The 24,167-nt window shown below is 70.2% G+C and carries 1 protein-coding gene (cut by a window edge); it reads left to right on the plus strand.

From position 1 onward, the window contains the following. Nucleotides 1-24,167 carry the 5' portion of a non-ribosomal peptide synthase/polyketide synthase gene (locus QJS31_RS21970; protein WP_306357583.1) on the plus strand. 21,208 nt of this gene lie beyond the right edge of the window, so 24,167 of the gene's 45,375 nt are visible here — the first part of the coding sequence; it begins with the start codon at nt 1-3; the stop codon falls past the right edge of the window.

The following is a 24,167-nucleotide window of genomic DNA, read 5'->3' on the forward strand; positions in this document are numbered from 1 at the left end:
TTGGACCGGCTGGATTTCGGCGGCAACGGCGAAGCTAGCGGGGAAGTGACGCCCGGTTCGGGGGAGCTTTTTCCGCTGTCTCCGGCGCAGCTCGGCATCTGGTACGCCCAGCACCTGGACCCCCAGGTGCCGATCAATATCGCCCAGTACGTCGAATTGCGCGGTGAGCTGGACATTCCGCTGCTCGAGCAGGCCATGGTCGACGGATCGTTGGAGGTCGGCTCCGGCTTCCTGCGCATCGTCGAGCGCGACGGCGAGCCCATGCAGATGGTCGACCCCACGCTCGATCGCACCATCTACCAGATCGACCTGCGCGACGAGGCCGATCCGGAGGCCGCCGCCCAGGCGTGGATGCGCGCCGACTACAGCCGCCCGCTGAACATCGTCGAGGACCGGCTCATCCGCACGGCCATGCTGCGGGTGGGTGACGATCATTACTTCTGGTACGCCCGAATCCATCACATCGCGCTCGATGGTCTGGGCGCCGTGACCTATATGACACGGGTCGCCGAGATCTACACCGCCTACGTGCGCGGCGAGCAGCCGACGCCGTCCAAGGCCACCGACCTGCGCACCCTGGTCGAGCAGGAGTTCGCCTACCGCGACTCCAAGCGCTTCACCAGCGACAAGGAGTACTGGGCCGAGCGGGTGGCCGGTCTGGAGGAGGGCTCCAGCCTCGCCGGTCGTTCCGCGCCGCCCGCCCCGCTCAACGGGGTGTCCAGCGCCGCCCTGTCCGACGACCAGAGCAGTCTGCTCGACGCCGCCGCTGCCCGCTACGACACCACGCCCGCGGGCCTGCTCATCGCCGGGTTCGCCACCTACCTCGCGCAGTGGACCGGCACCGAGGACGTCATCCTCAGCCTGCCGGTGACCGCCCGCACCACCGCGGCCATGCGCCGCTCCGGCGGCGCGACCTCCAATATCGTGCCGCTGCGCCTGCACGTCGGCCACGACACCACCGTGACCGACCTACTCGGCCAGGTGACCGTGGCGGTCGCGGGCGCGCTGCGCCACCAGCGCTACCGCCACGAGGACATTCGCCGCGACGCGGCGGGCGACGGCGTGGTGACCCGCGAGTTCTTCGGCCCGTGGGTCAACATCATGCTGTTCCACAACGAGGTCGTGCTCGGTGACGTGGTGGGCGAGTACAGCGTGCTGTCCACCGGTTCCATCGAGGACCTGGGCGTCAACTTCTACCAGTCGGTCAAGGGCACCCGGAACCACATCGACTTCGAGACCAATCCGAACCTCTACACCGAAGACGAAGCGCGCGGCCATCATGCGCGCTTCCTGGAGTTCTTCGACCGTTTCCTGGCGGCCGACACCGAGCAGGCAGTGTGGAGCCTGCCGGTCACCACCGCCGCCGAACGCACCAAGACGCTGGTGGAGTGGAACGAGGCGGGCCACGAGGTCCCCGACACCACGCTGCCCGCGCTGCTGGACGCGCAGATCCCCTTGACGCCGGACCATATCGCCCTCGATTTCGAGGGCGAGACCCTGACGTACGCCGAATTCGGCGCGCGGGTCAATCGCCTGGCGCGCTTCCTCATCGCCGACGGTGTGGGCCCGGAATCGCTGGTCGCCCTGGGGATGCGGCGGTCGCTGGAGCTGGTCATCGGCATGCACGCGGTGCTGCGGGCCGGTGGCGCGTACGTGCCGATCGACCCGGACCATCCGGCCGACCGCACCGCCTACATCCTCGAGTCCGCGGCACCGGTCTGCGTATTGACCACCGCCCGTGACGATCTCGACCTTCCGGAGTCCGTGCGTCGGGTCGAGCTCGACACCCTTGACACCTCGGCCTACTCCGACTCGCCGGTCACCGACGCGGATCGCGTCGCCCCGCTGCGCAGCTCGAATACCGCCTACGTCATCTACACCTCGGGCTCCACCGGCCGCCCGAAGGGTGTGGCGGTGACCCACCACGCCATCGTCAACCAAGAGCTGTGGATGCTGCACGAGTATCCGATGACGGCCGACGACGTGTACCTCCAGAAGACGGCCACCACCTTCGACGTGTCGCTGTGGGGCTACTTCATGCCCCTGCTGGTCGGCGCGAAACTCGTGGTCGCGACGCCGGACGGGCACCGGGATCCGCTGTACGTGGCGGAGATGATCGAGCGGCACCGGGTCACCGTCACCGACTTCGTGCCGTCCATGCTGACGGTGTTCGTGGCGCACGCCTCCGCGGCGCAGTGCGCCACGCTGAAGTACGTCTTCGTCATCGGTGAGGCGTTGCCGCCGGAGACCGGCGCGAGCTTCCGCCGGATCACGAACGCGGGCCTGCACAACCTGTACGGCCCCACCGAGGCCGCCGTCTCGGTCACCTACTGGGAGAACACCGCCGCCGACACCGTCACGGTGCCGATCGGTGTGCCCGAGTGGAATGTCGAAGTCTACGTGCTGGATTCGCGGCTGCGACCGGCCGCCATCGGTGCCGCGGGTGAGCTGTATCTCGCGGGCCGCCAGCTGGCGCGCGGCTACAAGGGCCGCCCGGACCTGACCTCGGACCGGTTCGTGGCGAACCCGTTCTCCAGCGACGGCGAGCGGATGTACCGCACCGGTGACCTGGTGCGCTGGAACACCGTCGCGAGCGGCGAATCGGGTACCGCCGCGAGCGGCGAATCGGGTACCGTCGCGAGCGGCGAATCGGATGCTGTCGGTGTGCTGGAGTACATCGGCCGCACCGACTTCCAGGTGAAGTTCCGCGGTCAGCGCATCGAGCTCGGCGAGATCGAGACCGACCTGCTCGCCCACCCGTCGGTGTCGCAGGCCGTGGTGCTGGTCATGGACACCGCCACCGGTCAGCAGCTGGTCGCCTACGTGGTGCCGGGCCCGGGCCAGTCCGTGGAACCGGCGGAGCTGACCCGCTTCGTGGCCGAGAAGCTGCCCAGCTACATGGTTCCGGCGTCGATCATGGTGCTGGACGCCTTCCCGCTCAACACCTCCGGCAAGCTGGACCGCAAGGCACTGCCGGAACCGGTGTTCAGTGTCGACGCCGCCGGATTCCGAGCGCCGCGCACCGCGGCCGAGGAGATCGTGGCGGGCATCTTCGCCGATGTGCTCGGGCACGGGCGCGTCGGCGTGGACGACAACTTCTTCGATCTGGGCGGCAACTCGCTCGTCGCCACGCAGGTCGTGTCGCGCATCTCCGCCGCCTTCGGGGCACGCCTGGGCGTACGCGCGCTGTTCGAGACCCCCACCGTCGCCGGAATCGCCGCGCGGGTGGAAACGACCGCGCCGGACGAGGTTTCGCGACCGCCGCTGGTCGCGCAGCCGCGCCCGGAACGGGTGCCGCTGTCGTTGGCCCAGCAGCGCATGTGGTTCCTCAACCAGTTCGATCCCACCGTGCCCACCTACAACCTGCCGTTCGTGGTGCGGTTGCAGGGCGAGGTCGACATCGACGCGCTCCAGGTGGCGCTGACCGACGTGGTGGCGCGGCAGGAGTCGTTGCGCACCCTGTTCCCCGAATCCGGGGACGGCGGTTACCAGCTGGTGCTGCCCATGTCGGAGGTGGATCTCGGCATCGAGGTCCACGATATCGACGAGGCCGAACTGCCCCGGGCGCTGGCGGATTTCGCCTCCGTCGGCTTCGATGTCTCGCGCGAGCTGCCCATTCGGGTGCGGGTGTTCCGCGTCGACTCCGCCGCCGAGGGCACCGATCTGGCCGTCGCCTTCGTGGTGCACCACATCGCCGCGGACGGCTTCTCCTTCGGGCCGCTCTCGCGCGATATGACCGCCGCCTACCTGGCGCGCACGGCCGGGGAGCAGCCCGCGTGGACGCCGCTGCCGGTGCAGTACCAGGACTTCAGCATCTGGCAGCGCGAGCTGCTGGGTTCGGAATCCGATCCGGAGTCCATGGCCGCCAAGCAGATCGCCTACTGGCGTGACGCGCTGGCGGGCCTGCCCGATCAGCTGGATCTGCCCGCCGATCGGCCCCGCCCGGTGGTGCAGTCCTTCCGGGGCAGCCGGGTCACCTTCGACATCGATCCCGAACTGCACGCCGCGCTGACGAATCTGGCTCGCACCCAGGGTGTCTCGCTGTTCATGGTGATGCACAGCGCCCTGGCCGTGTTGCTGGCGCGACTGTCGGGCACCACCGATATCGCCATCGGCACCCCGGTGGCCGGTCGCGGTGAGCAAGCGCTCGACGACCTCATCGGCATGTTCGTCAACACGCTGGTGCTGCGCTCGGAGGTCGACGGCGCGCAGAGCTTCACCGACTTCCTGTCCCGCACCCGGGAAACCGATCTCGCGGCCTTCGCCAATACCGATGTGCCGTTCGAGCGCCTGGTGGAGGTGCTCAACCCGACCCGTTCGCAGGCGCGGCATCCGCTGTTCCAGGTCATGCTGTCGTTCCAGGAGATGTCGCACGGCACCATGGAGCTGCCGAGCCTGACCGTCTCCGCGGACGAGCTCGAGGTCGATATCGCCAAGTTCGACCTGCAGTGGACCATGACCGAGCAGCGCGGGCTGCGCGGTGAGCCCGCCGGCCTGTCGGTGGTGCTCTCCTACGCCACCGATCTGTTCGACGCCGCGACCGTGACCGCCTTCGGCCGCCGCTACCTGCGCGTCCTCGAAACCGCCGTCGCCGCACCGGATACCGTGGTGCGCGATATCGACGTGCTCGAGGCCGATGAGCGTGCCACGGTGCTGCGCGCCTGGAACGACACCGCGCACGCACTGCCGACGGCGGCCTCGTTGGGCCTGGCGGAGGCGGCTCGAGGCGATTCCGGCCAGCCGTCAGGCTCCCCGTTGAGGGCGGTGGCGGGAGACGGGCGGGCCATGGAAGGTCCCGTGGCCGCCGCATCGGACAGAGCGGTCACCGTGGTGGATCTGTTCGAGCGCCAGGTGCGGCAGCGGCCGCACGCCACCGCGCTCATCTTCGATCCGGGTGAGCGCAGCGGCGGCCTGTTCGGTCCTGCCGCCGAGCTGAGCTACGCGGAGTTCTCCGCACGGGTGAACCGCCTGGCGCGCAAGCTCATCGCCGTCGGCGTCGGTCCGGAATCGCTGGTGGCGGTGGGGATTCGCCGCTCGGTCGACATGCTCGTCGCCATCTACGCCACGCACGCGGCGGGCGGCGGCTATGTGCCGATCGATCCGGACCACCCGGCCGAGCGCACCGAGTACGTACTGGCCAGCTCGCGGCCGGTGGTGCTGTTGACCACCACTGACGACGACGTGGACGGCCGGGACTGCCAGGTGCTGCGCCTGGACGCCCTCGACCTCGGCGAGTTCGACGACGCTCCGATCACCGACGCGGAACGGCATGCGCCGCTGCGCAGTTCGAATACCGCCTACGTGCTCTACACCTCGGGTTCGACCGGCCGCCCCAAGGGCGTGGCCGTCTCGCACGCCTCGGTGCTGAACCAGATCGCCTGGATCACCGCCGAATACGGCATGGACGACACCGATGTGATCCTGCAGAAGACGCCGGTCACCTTCGACGTGTCGGTGTGGGAGCTGTTCGGCTCCATGGCCGTCGGCGCGCAGCTGGTCATCGCCGCGCCGGACGGGCATCGCGACCCCATGTACCTGTCCGAGGTCATCGGTCGCCACCGCGTCACCATGACCTCGTTCGTGCCGTCCATGCTGAGCGTGTTCGCCGGTAGCGCCTCGGCGGCCGAATGCCTGTCGCTGCGTGCGGTGCTGGTCGCCGGTGAGGCGCTGCCGCCCGCCACCGTCACCGCCTTCCGGCGCTTCTCCACCGCGTCCGTGCACAACCTGTACGGCCCCACCGAGTTCACCGTCCACGCCACCTACGCGCCCATCACCGCGCCGACCCCGACCTCGGTGCCGATCGGGCGTCCGGTGTGGAACGCCCAGGCGTACGTGCTCGACGAGGGCCTGCGGCCGGTGCCGGTCGGGGTGCCCGGTGAGCTCTACCTGGGTGGCGCGCAGGTGGCGCGCGGCTACTTCGGCCGACCCGAGCTGAGCGCGGAACGCTTCGTGGCCAACCCCTTCGGGGAGCCGGGTTCGCGCCTGTACCGCACCGGCGACCTGGTGCGCTGGAATCAGAACGAGCCGGGGGTCATCGACTACATCGGCCGCACCGACTTCCAGGTGAAGTTCCGCGGCCAGCGCATCGAACTCGGCGAGATCGAGACCGCGCTGCTCGACCATCCGTCGGTCAACCAGGCCGTGGTGCTGGTCATCGACACCGTCGCCGGTGATCAACTGGTCGCCTACGTGGTGGCCGGGGGGCCGATCGACCTCGACGGCGTCAAGGCGGCGCTGCACCGCACCCTGCCCGCGTACATGGTGCCGGGCGCGTTCGTGGTGCTGGATGCCTTCCCGCTCAACGCCTCCGGCAAGCTGGACCGCCGGGCGCTGCCCGCACCGGTGTTCGAGGTGCGCGAATTCCGCGCCCCGACAACACCGATCGAGGAGATCGTCGCGCAGATCTTCGGCGAGGTCCTCGGCATCGCCCGCGTCGGCGTGGACGACGACTTCTTCGAACTCGGCGGCAACTCGCTCATCGCCACCCAGGTCGCCTCGCGCCTGGGTATCGCACTCGACACCCGGGTGCCGGTGCGCATGCTGTTCGAGGCCAGCACCGTCGCCGCCCTCGCGGCGCGGGTGGAATCGCACGCCGGTGACGGTGCGCGCAAGGCCCTGGTGGCACGGGAGCGGCCCGCCGACATCCCGCTGTCGCTGGCCCAGCAGCGCATGTGGTTCCTCAACCGCTTCGACACCGCATCGGCGGTCAACAACATCCCGGTCGCCATCCGGCTCTCCGGTGAACTCGACGTGGCCGCCCTGCAGGTCGCCGTCATCGACGTCATCGACCGGCACGAATCGCTGCGCACGGTCTTCCCGGAGACCGGCAACGGTCCGGTGCAGCGGGTGCTGGACGCGGCGCAGATCGTGCCCGACCTGACCCCGGTGCCGGTCACCGAGGGCAATCTGGTCGAGCACCTCATCGAGCTGGCGTCCATGGCTTTCGACGTCACCAGCGAAGTGCCGCTGCACGCACGGCTTTTCGAGATCAGCGAATCCGAGTACGTGCTCGGCATGGTGGTGCACCACATCTCCGCCGACGGCTGGTCCATGGGACCGCTGGCCCGCGATGTCATGGTCGCCTACGCGGCCCGCACCTCGTGGGAGGCACCGGCCTGGGCGGAACTGCCCGTGCAGTACGCCGACTACGCGCTGTGGCAGCGCGAGGTGCTTGGTTCCGAGGACGATCCGGAATCGCTGATCTCCAAGCAGATTCAGTACTGGACCCGGGCGCTCGCCGACCTGCCGGACGAACTGGTGCTGCCCGCCGATCGGCAGCGGCCCGCCGTGGCCAGCTACCGCGGTGGCACCTACCCGTTCGTCATCTCGGCCGAAACCCAGCAGCGGCTGGTGGATCTGGGCCGCCAGCACAACGCTTCGCTGTTCATGGTGCTGCACAGCGCCCTGGCGGTGCTGCTGGCGCGGTTGTCGGGCACCGACGATATCGCCATCGGCACCCCGGTCGCCGGTCGCGGTGAGGCCGCGCTCGACGACCTGATCGGCATGTTCGTCAACACCCTGGTGCTGCGCACCGAGGTGGACGGGCAGGCCAGCTTCGCCGATCTGCTCGCCACCGCCCGCGATACCGACCTGCACGCCTTCGCGCACGCCGACGTGCCGTTCGAGCGCCTGGTCGAGGTGCTCAACCCGGCCCGCTCGCAGGCACGGCATCCGCTGTTCCAGGTCATGCTGACCTTCCAGAACACCCGCCAGACCAGCCTGGAGCTGCCCGGCCTGCGGGTCAACGGCATCGACTACGACGCCGGGCTGGCGAAGTTCGACCTCCAGCTCACCCTGCAGGAGGCCCAGGACGCGCACGGGGAGCACGTCGGCATGTCGGCCGAGTTCTCCTACGCCCTGGACCTTTTCGACGAGCCGACGGTGGCCGCCTTCGCGCGGCGACTGCACACCATCCTGGACGCGGTCACGGCCGATCCCCAGCGGCCCGTCGGTGATATCGAACTGCTCGACGCCGAGGAGAAGCGGCGGGCGCTTACCGAGTGGAACGCCACCGGATTCGACCTGACCTCCGTGCTGCCGGCATTGCCGGAAGGCGTTGCGCCGACCCTGGTCTCGCTGTTCGAGGCCCAGGCGCTGACCAGCCCGGACGCACCCGCGCTGGAATTCGAGGGGACAAGTCTCGCCCTCCCGTCGCCCGACCACCGCCCCTCATCGAGTCACCATGTGACGCTGGCCTATGGCGAATTCTCCGCCCGGGTGCATCGCCTGGCCCGCAAGCTCATCGCGACCGGCGTCGGCCCCGAAGTTCCGGTGGCACTGGCCATCCGGCGCTCGATCGATCTGCTGGTCGCCATGTACGCGGTGCTGGAGGCCGGTGGCGCGTACGTGCCGCTGGATCCGGACCAGCCCGCCGAGCGCATCGACTACGTGCTCGACACCGCGCGCCCGGCCGCCATCCTGACCACCAGCCGCGACGACTTCGTGACCGGCCGCAATGTGCCGGTGCTCGAGGTGGATACGCTGCGCCTGGACGGCTTCGCCGACACCCCGATCACCGATGCCGAACGGATGGGGCCGATCCGGCCGGAGCACACCGCCTACATCATCTTCACCTCGGGTTCGACCGGCCGCCCCAAGGGCGTGGCCGTCGAGCATGCCGCCATCGTGAACCGCCTGCTGTGGATGCAGCACGAGTACCCGATCGGCGCGGACGACGCGGTACTCCAGAAGACCCCGGCCACCTTCGACGTGTCGGTGTGGGAGTTCTTCTGGCCCTTGCAGACCGGTGCGCGCCTGGTCATCGCCAAGCCGGACGGCCACCGGGACCCGGTGTATCTGGCGCAGCTCATCGCCGAACGACGCGTCACCACCGCGCACTTCGTGCCGTCGATGCTTTCCGTCTTCGTGGCGGCGCTCGACGCCGCCGACGGTGACTCTCCGTTGGTTCGCGGCGCGCAGCGGAGGGCAATCACACTCCGCCAGGTGTTCGCCTCCGGTGAGGCGCTGCCCGCACCGACCGCGCACAAGCTGCGTGAACTGACCGGTGCGCGGCTGCACAACCTGTACGGCCCCACCGAGGCCGCGGTCGACGTGACCTACCACGAGGTCACCGATGCCGACGAGATCGCGGTTCCCATCGGTCGTCCGGTGTGGAACACCGAGGTCTACGTGCTCGACGCGCGCTTGCACCCGGTCGCGCCGGGTGTCGCGGGTGAGCTCTATCTCGCGGGCGATCAGCTGGCCCGCGGCTACCTCGGCCGTCCCGACCTGTCCGCGGATCGCTTCGTGGCCAACCCGTTCGGTGACGGCGCTCGTATGTACCGCACCGGTGACCTGGTCACCTGGACCGCCGACGGTGAGCTGGAGTACCTGGGCCGCACCGACTTCCAGGTGAAGCTGCGTGGTCTGCGTATCGAACTCGGCGAGATCGAGGCCGCGCTGCTGGCGCAGCCGGGTGTCGCCCAGTCGGTGGTGGTGGTGCGCGCCGACGCCCACGCCGGTGATCAACTGGTGGGCTACGTGGTGCGCGAGCCCGAGGCCGTTGTCGATGTAGACGCGGTGAAGGCCGCACTGGCGCAGTCGCTTCCGGCCTACATGGTGCCCGCGGCGCTGGTGGTGCTGGACGAGTTCCCGCTCAACGCCTCCGGCAAGCTGGATCGCAAGGCACTGCCCGCCCCGGTGTTCGAGGCCAAGCGCTTCCGCGCGCCCGCCACGCCGATCGAGGAGATCGTGGCGCAGATCTTCGCCGATCTGCTCGGCTTGCCGCGGGTCGGCGTGGACGACGACTTCTTCGAACTGGGCGGGAATTCGCTGGTCGCCACCCAGGTCGTCGCGCGGCTGAGCGCCGCGCTGAACGCCGAGGTCGGCGTGCGCGTGCTCTTCGAGGCCCCGACCGTGGCGGCACTGGCCGCGCGGGTGGAGTCGCATGCGGGAACCGGTGTGCGCCAGGCCCTCACGGCCCGCGCCCGCCCCGAACACCCGCCGCTGTCGCTGGCACAGCAGCGCATGTGGTTCCTCAACCGCTTCGACACCGAGTCGGCCGCCAACAATATTCCGGCCGCTGTCCGGCTGACGGGCGCGGTCGATCTGGACGCGCTGCGCAGCGCGGTCGCCGATGTGGTGGCGCGGCACGAGTCGCTGCGGACGGTGTACCCGTCGGCCGACGGCATCGCCTACCAGCAGGTGCTGCCCGCCGTCCGCGCCATCCCGGTGGTGGACGTGGTGGAGGTCGCCGAAACCGAACTGTTCGGCGCCATCGGCGCATTCGTGACCCAGGGTTTCGACGTCACCGACGAACCGCCGCTGCGACTGCGCGTCTACCGCCTGACCGCAGTATCCGATGCGGCGGCCGCGGGCCCCTCCGTGGTTACGCAGGCTGCCTCCTCCGGGCCTGACGCGACCGCCGACGACCACGTGCTGGTGCTCGTCGCCCATCACATCGCCGCCGACGGCTTCTCGATGAATCCGCTGGTGCGCGATCTCATCACCGCGTATGTGGCGCGTAGCGAGGGCGAGGCCCCGGGCTGGGCCGAACTGCCGGTCCAGTACGCCGATTACGCGCTGTGGCAGCGCGAAACCCTCGGCTCCGAGGACGACCCGCGCTCACTCATCACCGAGCAGCTCGACTACTGGCGCGACACCCTGGCCGGACTGCCGGACGAACTGCGGTTGTCCAGCGCGGCGCGGCCCGCCGTCGCCTCCTATCGGGCCGGGATGTACCGCTTCCAGCTCCCGGGTGAGCTGGTGACCGCGCTCAACCGGGTCGCCCAGACCCACGGCACCACCCTGTTCATGGTGGTGCACAGTGCCTTCGCCGCCCTGCTGTCGCGCCTGAGCGGCAGTGACGATGTGGCCGTCGGCATTCCGGTGGCCGGTCGTGGTGAACAGGCCCTCGACGACCTGGTCGGCATGTTCGTCAACACCCTGGTGCTGCGCTCGCGGGTCGATACCGGCGAGAGCTTCGCCGAGCTGCTGACGCGGGTCCGCGAGCGCGACCTGCAAGCCTTCGCGCACGCCGATGTGCCGTTCGAGCGCCTGGTCGAGGTGCTCAACCCGGCCCGCTCGCAGGCGCGGCATCCGCTGTTCCAGGTCATGCTGTCGTTCCAGAACCTCGGCCGCGCGGCCCTGGAACTGCCGGGTCTCACCGTGGCACAGCTGGATATCGACCAGCAGACCGCCAAGTTCGACCTCCAGCTCACGCTGAGCGAGGTCGCCGCCGATGCCGACGTGGCGGCCATGGACGCCGAACTCGTCTACGCCACCGATCTTTTCGACGGCGCGTACGCCGACACCTTCGCCGAGCGTTTCGTGCGGGTGCTGTCGGCCGTGGCCGCCGATCCGACCGTGCGCGTGGGTGATCTGGAACTGCTCAGCGCTGCCGAGCGCACCCGGGTGCTCGACTCCTGGAATGCCACCGGCTTCGACCTGGCCGCCGCCCTGCCGGAGGACGCCGCAGGCGCCGCCGCCACCCTGGTCTCCCTGTTCGAGGCCCAGGTCGAGCGCACCCCCGACACACCCGCGGTCTCGTACGAGGGGACAACTCTCTCCTACGCCGAGTTCGCCGCACGGGCACGCAAGCTGGCCCGCTTCCTCATCGCCGAGGGCGTCGGCCCGCAATCCCACGTGGCCCTGGGCATGCGCCGCTCCCTGGACCTGGTGGTCGGCATGTACGCCGTCACCCTGGCCGGTGGCGCGTACGTCCCGCTGGACCCGGACCACCCCGCCGAGCGCACCGAGTACATCCTCGACACCGCCGATCCGGTGTGCGTGCTCACCACCTCCGACACCGACCTGCACACCACCTCCGACACCGACACCGACCCCGCCGCCCCTGACGGCAACGCCCCGTCGGTTCGCGGCGCGTCCCGGTTCTGGACTGACGGAGCGGGGGAGCGAAGCGGAGGAGCGGAGGAGGGAAGAACCGGGACTTCCAGCGCCGCGAATAGATACAGCATCGACGAACTGGATCTCTCCGACTTCGCCGACACCCCGGTGACGGATGCCGATCGCCGCGCTCCGCTGCGGCCCGGCAATACCGCCTACGTCATCTTCACGTCCGGTTCGACCGGCCGCCCCAAGGGCGTCGCCGTCTCGCACGCCGCCATCGTCAACCGCCTGGTATGGATGCACGCCCAGTACGGGCTGGCCGCGTACGACGTGGTGTTGCAGAAGACCCCGTCCACCTTCGACGTGTCGGTGTGGGAGTTCTTCTGGCCGTTGCAGGTCGGCGCGCGTCTCGTGGTCGCCAAGCCGGACGGGCATCGGGATCCGGTCTATCTCGCGGAACTCATTGCCCGCGAAGGCGTCACGGTCACCCACTTCGTGCCGTCCATGCTCGCGGTGTTCGTGGCGGAACCCGCCGCGGCCCGCGCCACCAGCCTGAGCCAGGTGTTCGCCTCCGGTGAGGCGCTGCCCGGCCCGACCGCGCAGCAGCTTCGCGCCCTGACCGGTGCGCGCCTGCACAATCTGTACGGCCCCACCGAGGCCGCGGTCGACGTGACCTATCACGAGGTCACCGATGCCGACGTGCACACCGTGCCGATCGGCGCACCGGTGTTCAACACTCAGGTGTACGTGCTGGATTCGCGGTTGCGGCCGGTTCCGGTGGGTGTCGCGGGTGAGCTGTATCTGGCGGGCGATCAGCTCGCCACCGCGTATGTGGCGCGGCCCGATTTGACCTCGGATCGGTTCGTGGCGAATCCGTTCGGTGACGGCGCTCGTATGTACCGCACCGGTGATCTGGTCACCTGGACCGCCGACGGTGAGCTGGAGTACCTGGGCCGCACCGACTTCCAGGTGAAGCTGCGCGGTCTGCGCATCGAACTGGGCGAGATCGAGTCGGCGCTCACCGCCATGGCTGAAGTGGCGCAGGCGGTGGTCGTGGTGCGCCACGACGAGCGCACCGGCGACCAACTGGTGGCCTACCTGGTCGCGAACGGTGACATCGATCTGGAGACCGTGAAAGCCGAGCTGTCCCAACAGCTTCCGGCTTACATGGTGCCCGCCGCCTTTATAGTGCTGGACGCCTTCCCGCTCAATGCCTCGGGCAAGCTGGACCGCAAGGCGCTGCCTGCCCCCACCTTCGCCGCCAAGGTCTACCGCGCCCCGGCCACCCCGGTGCAGCAGACCGTGGCGGGCACCATCGCCGAGGTGCTCGGCGTGGAACGCGTCGGCTTGGACGACGACTTCTTCGAACTGGGCGGCAACTCGCTGATCGCCACCCAGGTGGCGGCCCGCCTGTCGGCCGCGCTCGACGCCGATATCCCGGTGCGGACCCTGTTCGAGGCGTCCACCGTGGCGGCGCTGGCCGCGCACCTGGAATCGCGCGTCGGCACCGGCGCGCGACTGCCGCTGACACCGCAGGAGCGGCCCGCCCCGGTGACCCTGGACACCGGTGAGTCGGCGCGGCTGGTGCCGCTGTCGCCCGCGCAGCAGCGCATGTGGTTCCTCAACCGCTTCGACAACCGCACCGCCGTCAACAACATCCCGGTGGCGCTGCGCCTCACCGGTGAGGTCGACGCCACCGCCCTCGCCGCCGCCATCGGCGACGTGCTGGTCCGCCACGAGGCCCTGCGCACCGTCTACCCCGAGGTGGAGGGCAACGGCTACCAGCGTGTCCTCTCCCCGGGCGAGGTCTCCTTCGATCTCGACGCCGAGGAGATCGAGGCGGACGATCTGATCGCCCGCGTCACCGCGGCGGCCGGCGTGCACTTCGATGTCACGCGCGAACTGCCGTTCCGGGCGACCCTGCTCACCCTCGGCCCGCGCGAACACGTGCTCGTGCTGGTGCTGCACCACATCAGCGGTGACGGCTTCTCGCTGCGCCCGCTGCTGCGCGACGTGGTCGCCGCCTACCTGGACCGCAGCCGCGGCGAGGCCCCGAACTGGGCTCCGCTGCCGGTGCAGTACGCCGACTACGCGCTGTGGCAGCGCACCGTGCTCGGATCCGAGGAGGACTCGGATTCGGCCGCGGCGCGACAGCTCGCCTACTGGACCGAACAGCTACGCGACCTGCCGGACCAGATCGAACTGCCCGCCGATCGGCCGCGCCCCGAGGTGGCCGGCAATGCCGGTGGGACGCACGACTTCTCGATCGACGCCGAGGTGCACCGGGCGCTGTCGGCCGTGGCCCGCGACCATGACGTGACCCTGTTCATGGTCGTGCACGCCGCCTTGGCCGCGTGGGCGTCGCGCCTGTCGCGCGCCACCGATATCGCCATCGGCACGCCGATCGCCGGACGCGGTGACCGCGCCCTGGACGATCTGGTCGGCATGTTCGTCAACACCCTGGTGCTGCGCACGCCGGTGCGCTCGGACGCGGCCTTCGCCGATCTGCTCGCCGAGGTGCGCCGCACCGACCTGGCCGCCTTCGCGCACGCCGACGTGCCGTTCGAACGTCTCGTCGATGTGCTCAGCCCGCAGCGTTCGCAGGCGCACCACCCGCTGTTCCAGGTGGCGCTGACCTTCGAGGCCGCCTCCGCCAAGGACGCGGGTTCGGTCTCGCTGCCGGGTCTGGACGTCGATGTCGTCGAATTCGACCCGGGCACGGCGAAATTCGATGTGCAGCTGACCGTGGGCGAGCGCGCCGACGGTTCGCTCGGCCTGTCCTGGAACTACGCCACCGAACTGTTCGACCCCGAAACCGTGGCCGCCTTCGCCGACCGCCTGGTGCGCATCCTGCGCGCGGTGGCCGAGGACCCGGCCGCCGTCATCGGCGATATCGACCTGCTCGGCGAGGCCGAACGCCACGATGTGGCCGAGCGCTGGGTCTCCGCGGGAACCGATGCCGCGGAACTCGCGACGCGCCCGGAGGCGGCAGCTCGCGTCACCACGGAGGGAGCCGCGAGTTCCGCCGTTGGCCGCGGCAGTGGACCGTTCGCCGATCCGACCGCCACGCTGTCGGGTCTGTTCGACGCCGCGGTGGCCGCCCATCCCACGCGGGTGGCGGTGCGCTTCGGCGACGACGAGCTGACCTACTCGGAACTGGACCGGCGCGCCAATGTGCTGGCCCGCCGCCTCATCGCGGAGGGGGCCGGACCGGAATCCCTGGTCGCGGTGATCCTGCCGCGCTCGCTGGATCTGGTGGTCGCGCTGCTCGCGGTGATCAAGACCGGCGCGGGCTACGTGCCGGTCGACCCGACCGCACCGGCCGATCGCATCGCGTTCCTGCTCCAGGATTCGGCTCCGACCAGCGTCGTGGTCGATTCCACCGTGCAGGTGGAACTGCCCGCCACGCTGCCGACCGTGGTGCTCGACGGGTACACCGTCGAGGCGGGCGATATCGAGGACGCCGACGACGCGCCGGTGACCGACGCCGAACGGCTCAGCCCGCTGCGGCCCGAGCATGTCGCCTACGTCATCTACACCTCCGGCTCCACCGGCCGCCCCAAGGGCGTGGCCGTGTCGCACGCCAACGTGGTGCGGTTGTTCGCCAATACCGATCGCGAATTCGGTTTCGGCGCAGCGGATGTGTGGACGCTGTTCCACTCCTACGCCTTCGACTTCTCGGTGTGGGAGCTGTGGGGACCGCTGCTCTACGGCGGCAAACTGGTCGTGGTCGACTACTACACCTCGCGCTCGCCCGAGCAGTTCCTGGAAATGCTGCGCCGCGAACGGGTCACGGTGCTCAACCAGACGCCGTCGGCCTTCTACCAGCTGGCCGAGGCCGATCGCATCGCGTCGGTGGCCAGCCGGGAATCCGGTACCGCCGTCGCGCCGCTGGCGCTGCGGTATGTGGTGTTCGGCGGTGAGGCCCTCGAGCTGCGCCGCCTCGGTGACTGGATCGCCCGCCACGGTGACAGCGCGCCGGTGCTGGTGAACATGTACGGCATCACCGAGACCACGGTGCACGTGTCGCACCGCGCGCTCGACGCCGCCACCATCGCGGCCGCCACCGGCAGCATTGTGGGTCGCGCCATCGCGGGCCTGCGGGTGTACGTGCTCGACGACCGCCTGCATCCGGTTCCGGTCGGTGTCGCGGGCGAAATGTACGTGGCCGGGCCGCAATTGGCACGCGGCTATCTGGGCCGCCCGGACCTGTCCGCTGCCCGGTTCGTGGCCAGCCCGTTCGGCGTGCCCGGTGAGCGGTTGTACCGCTCCGGCGACGTCGCCCGCTGGAACCGCTTCGGCGAACTCGAATACCTCGGGCGCGCCGACGATCAGGTCAAGGTGCGCGGCTTCCGCATCGAACTCGGTGAGATCGAGGCCGCCGTACTCGCGCAGCCCGGTATCGCGCAGGCCGCGGTCATCGTGCGCGAGGATCAGCCCGGCGATCAGCGCATCGTCGCCTACGTGGTGGGCGAGGAGGGCGCCGCGCCCGACCTCGACACCGTGCGTGCGGGTGCGGGCGAGCGGCTGCCGTCCTACATGGTGCCGTCGGCGCTGGTGGTGCTCGATCGAATCCCGTTGACCGTCAACGGCAAACTGGATCGCCGCGCGCTGCCCGCCCCGGCGGTGCAGGCCCGGGCCTTCCGCGCGCCGGAGACCCCGGTGCAGGAGACCGTCGCCGCCGTCTTCGCCGATGTCCTCGAGCTGCCGCGTGTCGGCCTGGACGACGACTTCTTCGATCTGGGCGGCAACTCGCTCATCGCCACCCGCGTGGTCTCGCGCATCGGGTCCGCTCTCGACACCTCCGTCGCGGTGCGCACCCTGTTCGAGGCGTCCACCGTGGAGGCCCTGGCGGCCCGCATCGAATCGCATGCCGACGGCATCTCGCGCGCCAAGCTGGTCGCCCGCCAGCGCGGTGCGACCGAACTGGTGCCGCTGTCGTTCGCGCAGCAGCGCATGTGGTTCCTCAACCAGTACGACACCGGTTCGGCGGCCTACAACCTGCCGCTGGCCATCCGCCTGACGGGTGAACTCGACACCGCCGCACTGGAACTCGCCGTCGCGGATGTGGTGCGACGCCACGAGTCGCTGCGCACCCGCTACCCCGAGCACGGCGGCACCCCCATGCAGGTGGTGGTCCCCGCCGACGAGGTCCGTCTGGACCTGCACCCGGTCGAGGTAACCGCCGCGGAGTTGACCGCGCGGGTGACGGACTTCGCCACGACCGGATTCAATGTGGCCGAGCAGGTTCCGCTGCGCGCCCGGCTGTACCGGGTGGTGGCGGAGCCGAAGGCCGACGATGCGGTGGAGTCGCGGGCCGACGATGCGGTGGAGTCGCGGGCCGACGATGCGGTGGAGTCGCGGGCCGACGATGCGGCCGCGCTCCCGTCGACCGACGGGTCGGCGGCCGCCGAGGCCGGTGAGCTGACCGCCGCCTCGGGCCGCAATGGCGCCGGGACAGCGGACGCGCGCGAGCATGTGCTGGTCGTGGTGGTGCACCACATCGCCGGTGACGGCTTCTCCATGGGGCCGCTGACCCGCGACGTGATGACCGCCTACACCGCGCGCACCCAGGGCGCGGTGCCCGGCTGGTCCCCGCTGCCGGTGCAGTACGCGGACTTCGCCATCTGGCAGCGCGAGGTGCTCGGCTCCGAGGAGGACGCCGGATCGCTGCTCGCCCGCCAGGTCGGCTACTGGCAGCGCACCCTGGACGGCATTCCGGACGAGCTGACCCTGCCCGCGGATCGCCCGCGCCCGGCCGTGGCCTCCCATCGCGGCGCGACGCTGCACCGGACGCTGTCACCGGAACTCGTCGCGGCACTGGAAGATGTTGCCCGCCAGCGGGGTTCGTCACTGTTCATGGTGATGCACAGTGCCTTGAGCGTGCTGCTGTCACGTCTGTCCGGTACCGACGACATCGCCATCGGCACCCCGGTCGCGGGTCGTGGTGAGCAGGCGCTCGACGATCTGGTCGGCATGTTCGTCAACACCCTGGTGCTGCGTACCGCCATCGATCCGGCCGAGCACTTCACCGATCTGCTGGAGCGGGTGCGCCGCACCGACCTGGACGCCTTCGGCAATGCCGACGTGCCGTTCGAACGGCTGGTGGAACTGCTCGCCCCCGAGCGGTCGCAGGCGCGCAACCCGCTGTTCCAGGTAGTGCTGGCCTTCCAGAACCTGGATCGCACCAGCCTGGAGCTGCCCGGCCTGACCGTCTCCGCGCTGGATCTCGAGGAGAACGTCGCCCGCTTCGACCTCCAGTTCACCCTGTCCGAGCACGGAACCGACGGCATGGCGCTGGCCCTGACCTACGCCACCGACCTGTTCGACGCCGACACCGCCGCCGCCTTCGCGCAGCGCTGGGAGCGGGTGCTGACCGCCATCGCCGGTGATCCCGAGATCACCGTGGGCGGCATCGACATCCTCGACGCCACCGAACGCGCCGACCTGATCGCCCGCACCGGTGCGCCCGCCGAGCCCGCGCGCACCCTGCCGGAGCTCATGGCCGACGCCGTCGCGCGCAATCCGCAGGGCATCGCGGTCGTTTACCCCGGCCGCGTCGGTGAGGACCGCGTCGAGCTCACCTACGCCGAACTCGACGCGCGGTCGAATCGCCTGGCGCGCCTGCTCATCGAGCGCGGCATCGGCACCGAGGATCTGGTCGCCGTGGCCGTGCCGCGTTCGGCCGACTCCTATCTGGCCGAATGGGCGGTGTCCAAGACCGGGGCCGCCTTCGTGCCGGTGGACCCGACCTACCCGGCCGACCGCATCGCCCACATGGTCACCGACTCGGGTTCCCCGGTCGGTCTGACCGTGGCTTCGGTGCGCGACGGACTGCCGGAATCGGCGCGGTGGCTGGTGCTCGACGAGCTCGAGCTGGACGGCTACGACGGCGCGCCGGTCACCGCGGCCGAGCGGGCGCGCCCGCTGCGGCCGGAGCATCCGGCGTATGTCATCTACACCTCCGGCTCCACCGGCCTGCCCAAGGGCGTCGTGGTCACCCACGCCGGTATGGCCAACTTCAGTGCCGAGCAGATCGAGCGCTACCACCTCGACACCGATTCGCGGGCACTGCATTTCGCGTCGCCGTCCTTCGACGCGTCCATGCTGGAGTTCCTGCTCGCGGTCGGTCCGGCGGGCACCCTCGTGGTGGTGCCGCCGGGTGTCTACGGCGGTGAGGAGCTCTCCGCGCTGATCCGCGCCGAGGGTGCGACGCACGCCTTCATCACCCCGGCGGCCATCGCCACCTTCGATCCCACCGGGCTCGACAGCCTGCGCATGCTGTGCGCCGGTGGTGAGGCGGTACCGCCGGAACTGGTGGCCAAGTGGGCGATTCCGTTGGCGGACGGCAGTATTCGTGCCTTCCACAATGGTTACGGTCCCACCGAGACCACCATCATGACCAATATCAGCGGCCCCATGACGCCGGGGGAGACCGTCACCATCGGCGGCCCCATCCGGGGTATGCAGTCGCTGATCCTCGACGACCGGTTGCGGCCGGTGCCCGAGGGTGTCGCGGGTGAGCTGTATCTGTCGGGCATTCAGCTGGCGCGCGGCTACCACGCGCGGCCGGGCCTGACCGCGGATCGCTTCGTCGCGAATCCGTATGTGCCGGGCGCGCGGATGTACCGCACCGGTGACGTGGTGCGCTGGAGTCGCGGTGAGGTCGAGTATGTGGGCCGCTCCGACTTCCAGGTGAAGGTGCGCGGTTTCCGCATCGAACTCGGTGAGATCGACGCCGCGCTGGCCTCGCACGACACCGTGGACTTCGCCGTCACCATCGGCCACCGCAATGCCGCCGGTGCGGTGTCGCTGGTGTCGTACGTGGTCGCGGCGCAGGGGCATGTCATCGACGTGCCGACCCTCACCGCGCATGTGGAGCAGCGCCTGCCCGCCTACATGGTGCCGTCGTCGATCATGACCATCGACCGGGTGCCGCTGACCCCGGTCGGCAAGCTGGACCGCAAGGCGCTGCCGGAGCCGGTGTTCACCACCGAGGCCGCCTTCCGCGCGCCGCGTAATCCGGTGGAACACACCATCGCCGAGGTCTTCGCCGAGGTGCTGGGCCTGGATCGGGTCGGTATCGACGACTCGTTCTTCGCCCTGGGCGGTGACTCCATCGTCTCCATTCAGCTGGTGTCGCGGGCCAAGGCGCGCGGTGTGGTGTTCAGTCCGCGCGACGTGTTCGAACAGCGCACCGTGGCCGGACTGGCCGCGGTGGCCGAAACCGCCGCGGCGCTGGGTGATACCGCGCCGAAGCTGGAGGAGCTGCCCGGCGGCGGAGTGGGCGAGCTGCCGCTCACCCCGGTCGTGCGGTTCATGGCGGAGCGGCGCGGCTCGTTCGGCCGCTTCAACCAGACCATGGCCCTGGAACTGCCGGTCGGCATCGACCGCGCCGGTATCGCGGCCACCGTCGCGGCCGTCATCGACCGCCACGACATGTTGCGGGCGCGTCTGTACCGCAACGACTCCGGTGAATGGACGGTGGAGACCGCCGCGCCGGGCACCGTGGATGTGGACGCGCTCATCGACCACACCGTGTTCGACGCCGCGCTCGATGACGCCGCGCTGTTCGACACCGCGTCGGCCGCCCTGGACGCCACCCTGGACCGGCTCGATCCGGCCGCGGGCGTGGTGATCCGGTTCGTATGGCTGGAACCGTCCCCGGCGTCCGAGGGTGAGCCGACCCGTGCCGGTCGCCTGATCGTCGCCGCCCACCACCTGGTGGTCGACGGCGTCACCTGGCGCATCCTGGTGCCCGACTTCGTCACCGCCTGGGGACAGCTGTCCTCCGGTCAGACGCCGGAACTCGCCGCACCCGCCACCAGCATGCGCACCTGGGCGCACGCGCTGGAGCGGGAGGCCCGCAGCGAGGAGCGGATCGCCGAGCTGGAGTACTGGCGCGGCGTGGTCGACGGCCCCGATCCGCTGCTCACCGCGCGGCCCATGGATCCGGCCGTGGACGTCACCGAGGTTGTGCGCAAGCACCACGTCGAGGTGTCCGGCGAGGTCACCCGGTCGCTGCTCACCACGGTGCCCGCGCTGTTCCACGGCGGTGTCAACGACGGTCTGCTGACCGCGCTGGCGCTGGCCGTCGCCAAGTGGCGCGCGGACCGGGGGATCACGCCCGTCGGTACCGCGGGGGAGAGTGCGGGGGAGAAGTCTGCCCTCGCCCACCCGTCGCCCGACCACCACCCCGCTCCGAGTCGCTCCACGACGCTCATCCGTCTGGAGGGCCACGGCCGTGAGGAAGAGGTCGTGCCGGGTGCCGACCTGTCCCGCACCGCGGGCTGGTTCACCGCCATCTTCCCGGTGCGCTTCGACCTGTCCGAGATCGATGTCGATGCCGCCCTCGCCGGTGGCCCGGCCATGGGCCGCGCCATCAAGGCCGTCAAGGAGCAGCTGCTCGCGGTGCCCGACAAGGGCCTCGGCTACGGCCTGCTGCGCTATCTGAACCCGGCCACCGCCGGACAGCTGCCCGCCGAACTGCCGGGCCAGGTCAGCTTCAACTACCTGGGCCGGGTCAACGAGGGCGATGTGCCCGAGGCGCTGCGCGGCTTCGGCTGGATTCCGGCCCCGGAACTGGGCGATCTCGGTGGCGCGTACGACGCCGACATGCCCGCCATGGCGCCGATCGACATCAACGCCATCGTGGTGGGCGACAAGCTCACCGCTAATATCGGCTACCCGAGCACCCTGCTCGACGCCGACGAGGTCGCCGCTTTCGGTCAGCTGTGGACCTCCGCACTGGAAGCCGTTGCCCGGCATGCGGATTCGGCCGACGCGGGCGGGCACACGCCGTCCGACTTCGGTCTGGTGCGGGTCACCCAGCGCGATATCGACGGGTGGGAGCGCCGCTTCCCCGGCCTCGATCAGGTGTGGCCGCTGTCGGCCCTGCAGGCCGGTCTGCTCTTCCACGCGCAGTTGGCCGCCACCTCGGTGGACGTCTACACGGCGCAGGCGGTGCTGACCCTCACCGGCCGCGTGGACGCCGACCGCCTGCGTGCCGCCGCCCAGGCGCTGATCGACCGGCACGAGATCCTGCGCACCGCCTACCTGAACGACGCGGCGGGCAACCCGGTGCAGCTGGTGCTCGACAGCGTGCGGGTGGCGTGGACCGACCACGACCTGAGCGCGAGCCATACCGACGCCGACGCACGGTCGGCCGCCGCCGATGAGATCATCGCCGCCGATCGGATGCGGCGCTTCGACCTGACGCAGCCGCCGCTCATTCGCTTCACACTGGTGCGCACCGGTGCCGACAGCTGGCGGCTGGCCGTGGCCAACCACCACATCCTGCTCGACGGCTGGTCCATGCCGCTGCTCATGCAGGACCTGCTGGTGCTGTACGCGACCCGCGCCGACAGCAGCGCGCTGCCGCCGGTCCGCTCCTACCGCAACTTCCTGGAATGGGTTGCGCGGCAGGATCGTCCGGCCTCGCTCGCGGCCTGGCAGCGGGCGCTGCGCGGAGTCTCCGAGCCCACCCTGCTCACCCGGCCGGATGCGAGCCGGGAGATCACGGCGCTGTCCGGCGAGTACTTCTTCGACCTGGACGAGGCCGCCACCGCACGCCTGACCAACCTGGCCGCACAGCTCGGTGTCACGCCGAACACCGTGCTGCAGACCGCGTGGGGCATGCTGCTCGGCCGTCTCACCGGCCGCGACGACGTGCTGTTCGGTACCACCGTGTCGGGCCGCCCGGCGCAGCTGGCCGGGGTGGAATCCATGGTCGGCCTGTTCATCAACACCGTTCCGGTGCGCATCTCCTTCGATCCGGCCGAGACGGTGCGCGCGCTGCTCACCCGCACCCAGGGCGAGCAGGCGGACCTGCTGGACCACCACTACATCGGTCTGGCCGACATCCAGTCGGCGGCGGGGGTCGGCGGACTGTTCGACACCCTCGTGGTGTTCGAGTCCTACCCGGTCGACGCCGACGGGCTGCGCGCGCAGGCCGCCGATATCGACGGTATGGCCGTCACCGGTTTGGACGCCGCCGACGCCACCCACTACCCGCTGACGCTCATCGCGCAGCTCGACAGCCGCCTGCGGATTCGCGCGGGCTACCTGCGGGATCTGTTCGACGAGAACACCGTTCGCCGTATCGCCGACCGCCTGGTGCGGGTGCTGCACGCCCTCACCGCCGAACCCGGTGCGGCCGTGGGTGATATCGAACTGCTCGACGCCGCCGAACGCTCGCTGGTGGTGGAGCAGTGGAACGACACCACCGTCGACCTGGACTTCGACCTGTCCATCCTGGTGTCGAATCCGGGTGGGGCCGATGTGGCCGCCATCAACGGCGATATCGTGCGCACCGCCGACGGCGACGCGGCCGCGACCCTGATCGCGCTCTTCGCGGCGCAGGCCGCCCGCACCCCGGACGCCGTCGCCGTCTCCTTCGAAGGGACAGCGGTTACCTACGCCGAATTCGGCGAGCGGGTGTACCGTCTGGCCCGCTGGCTCGTCGAGCGCGGCGTCGGCGCGGAAACCTGTGTGGCCCTGGGTATGCGCCGCTCCATCGACCTGGTGGTCGGCATGTACGCCGTGGTCGCCGCCGGTGGCGCGTACGTGCCGCTGGACCCCGACCACCCGGCCGAGCGCATCGAGTACATCCTCGACACCGCCGACCCGGTCACCGTGCTGACCTCGGGCGAGGATCTCGACATCGACACCGCGCAGGTGCGGATCGACCTGCTCGACCTGAGCGGCTACTCGGCCGCGCCGCTGCGCGACGCCGACCGGCTGGTGCCGCTGCGGCCGGACAACACCGCGTACGTGATCTTCACCTCCGGCTCCACCGGTCGCCCCAAGGGCGTGGCCGTGCCGCACGGCGCGATCGTCAACCGTCTGGTGTGGATGCAGGACGCCTACAACCTCACCGGTAAAGACGTGGTGCTGCAGAAGACCCCGTCCACCTTCGACGTGTCGGTGTGGGAGTTCTTCTGGCCGTTGCAGATCGGTGCGCATCTGGTGGTCGCCAAGCCGGACGGCCACCGCGATCCCGCCTACCTCGCCGAGCTCATCGCCCGCGAGGGTGTCACGGTCACCCACTTCGTGCCGTCCATGCTCGCGGTGTTCGTCGCCGAGGCGGCGGCCGCGCAGGCCACCAGCCTGCGGATGGTGTTCGCCTCCGGTGAGGCGCTCTCGCCCAAGCCCGCGCACCGCCTGCGCGAGCTGACCGGCGCGGAACTGCACAACCTGTACGGCCCCACCGAGGCCGCGGTCGACGTCACCTACCACCAGGTCACCGCCGCCGACATCGAGACGGTCGCCATCGGCCGCCCGGTGTTCAACACCCAGGTGTTCGTGCTGGATTCGCGGTTGCGGCCGGTTCCGGTGGGTGTCGCGGGTGAGTTGTATCTGGCGGGTGATCAGCTGGCCAC

Origin of the sequence: Nocardia sp. CC213A, from assembly GCF_030766805.1 — a bacterium.
In the GTDB taxonomy this organism is placed as follows: domain Bacteria; phylum Actinomycetota; class Actinomycetes; order Mycobacteriales; family Mycobacteriaceae; genus Nocardia; species Nocardia otitidiscaviarum.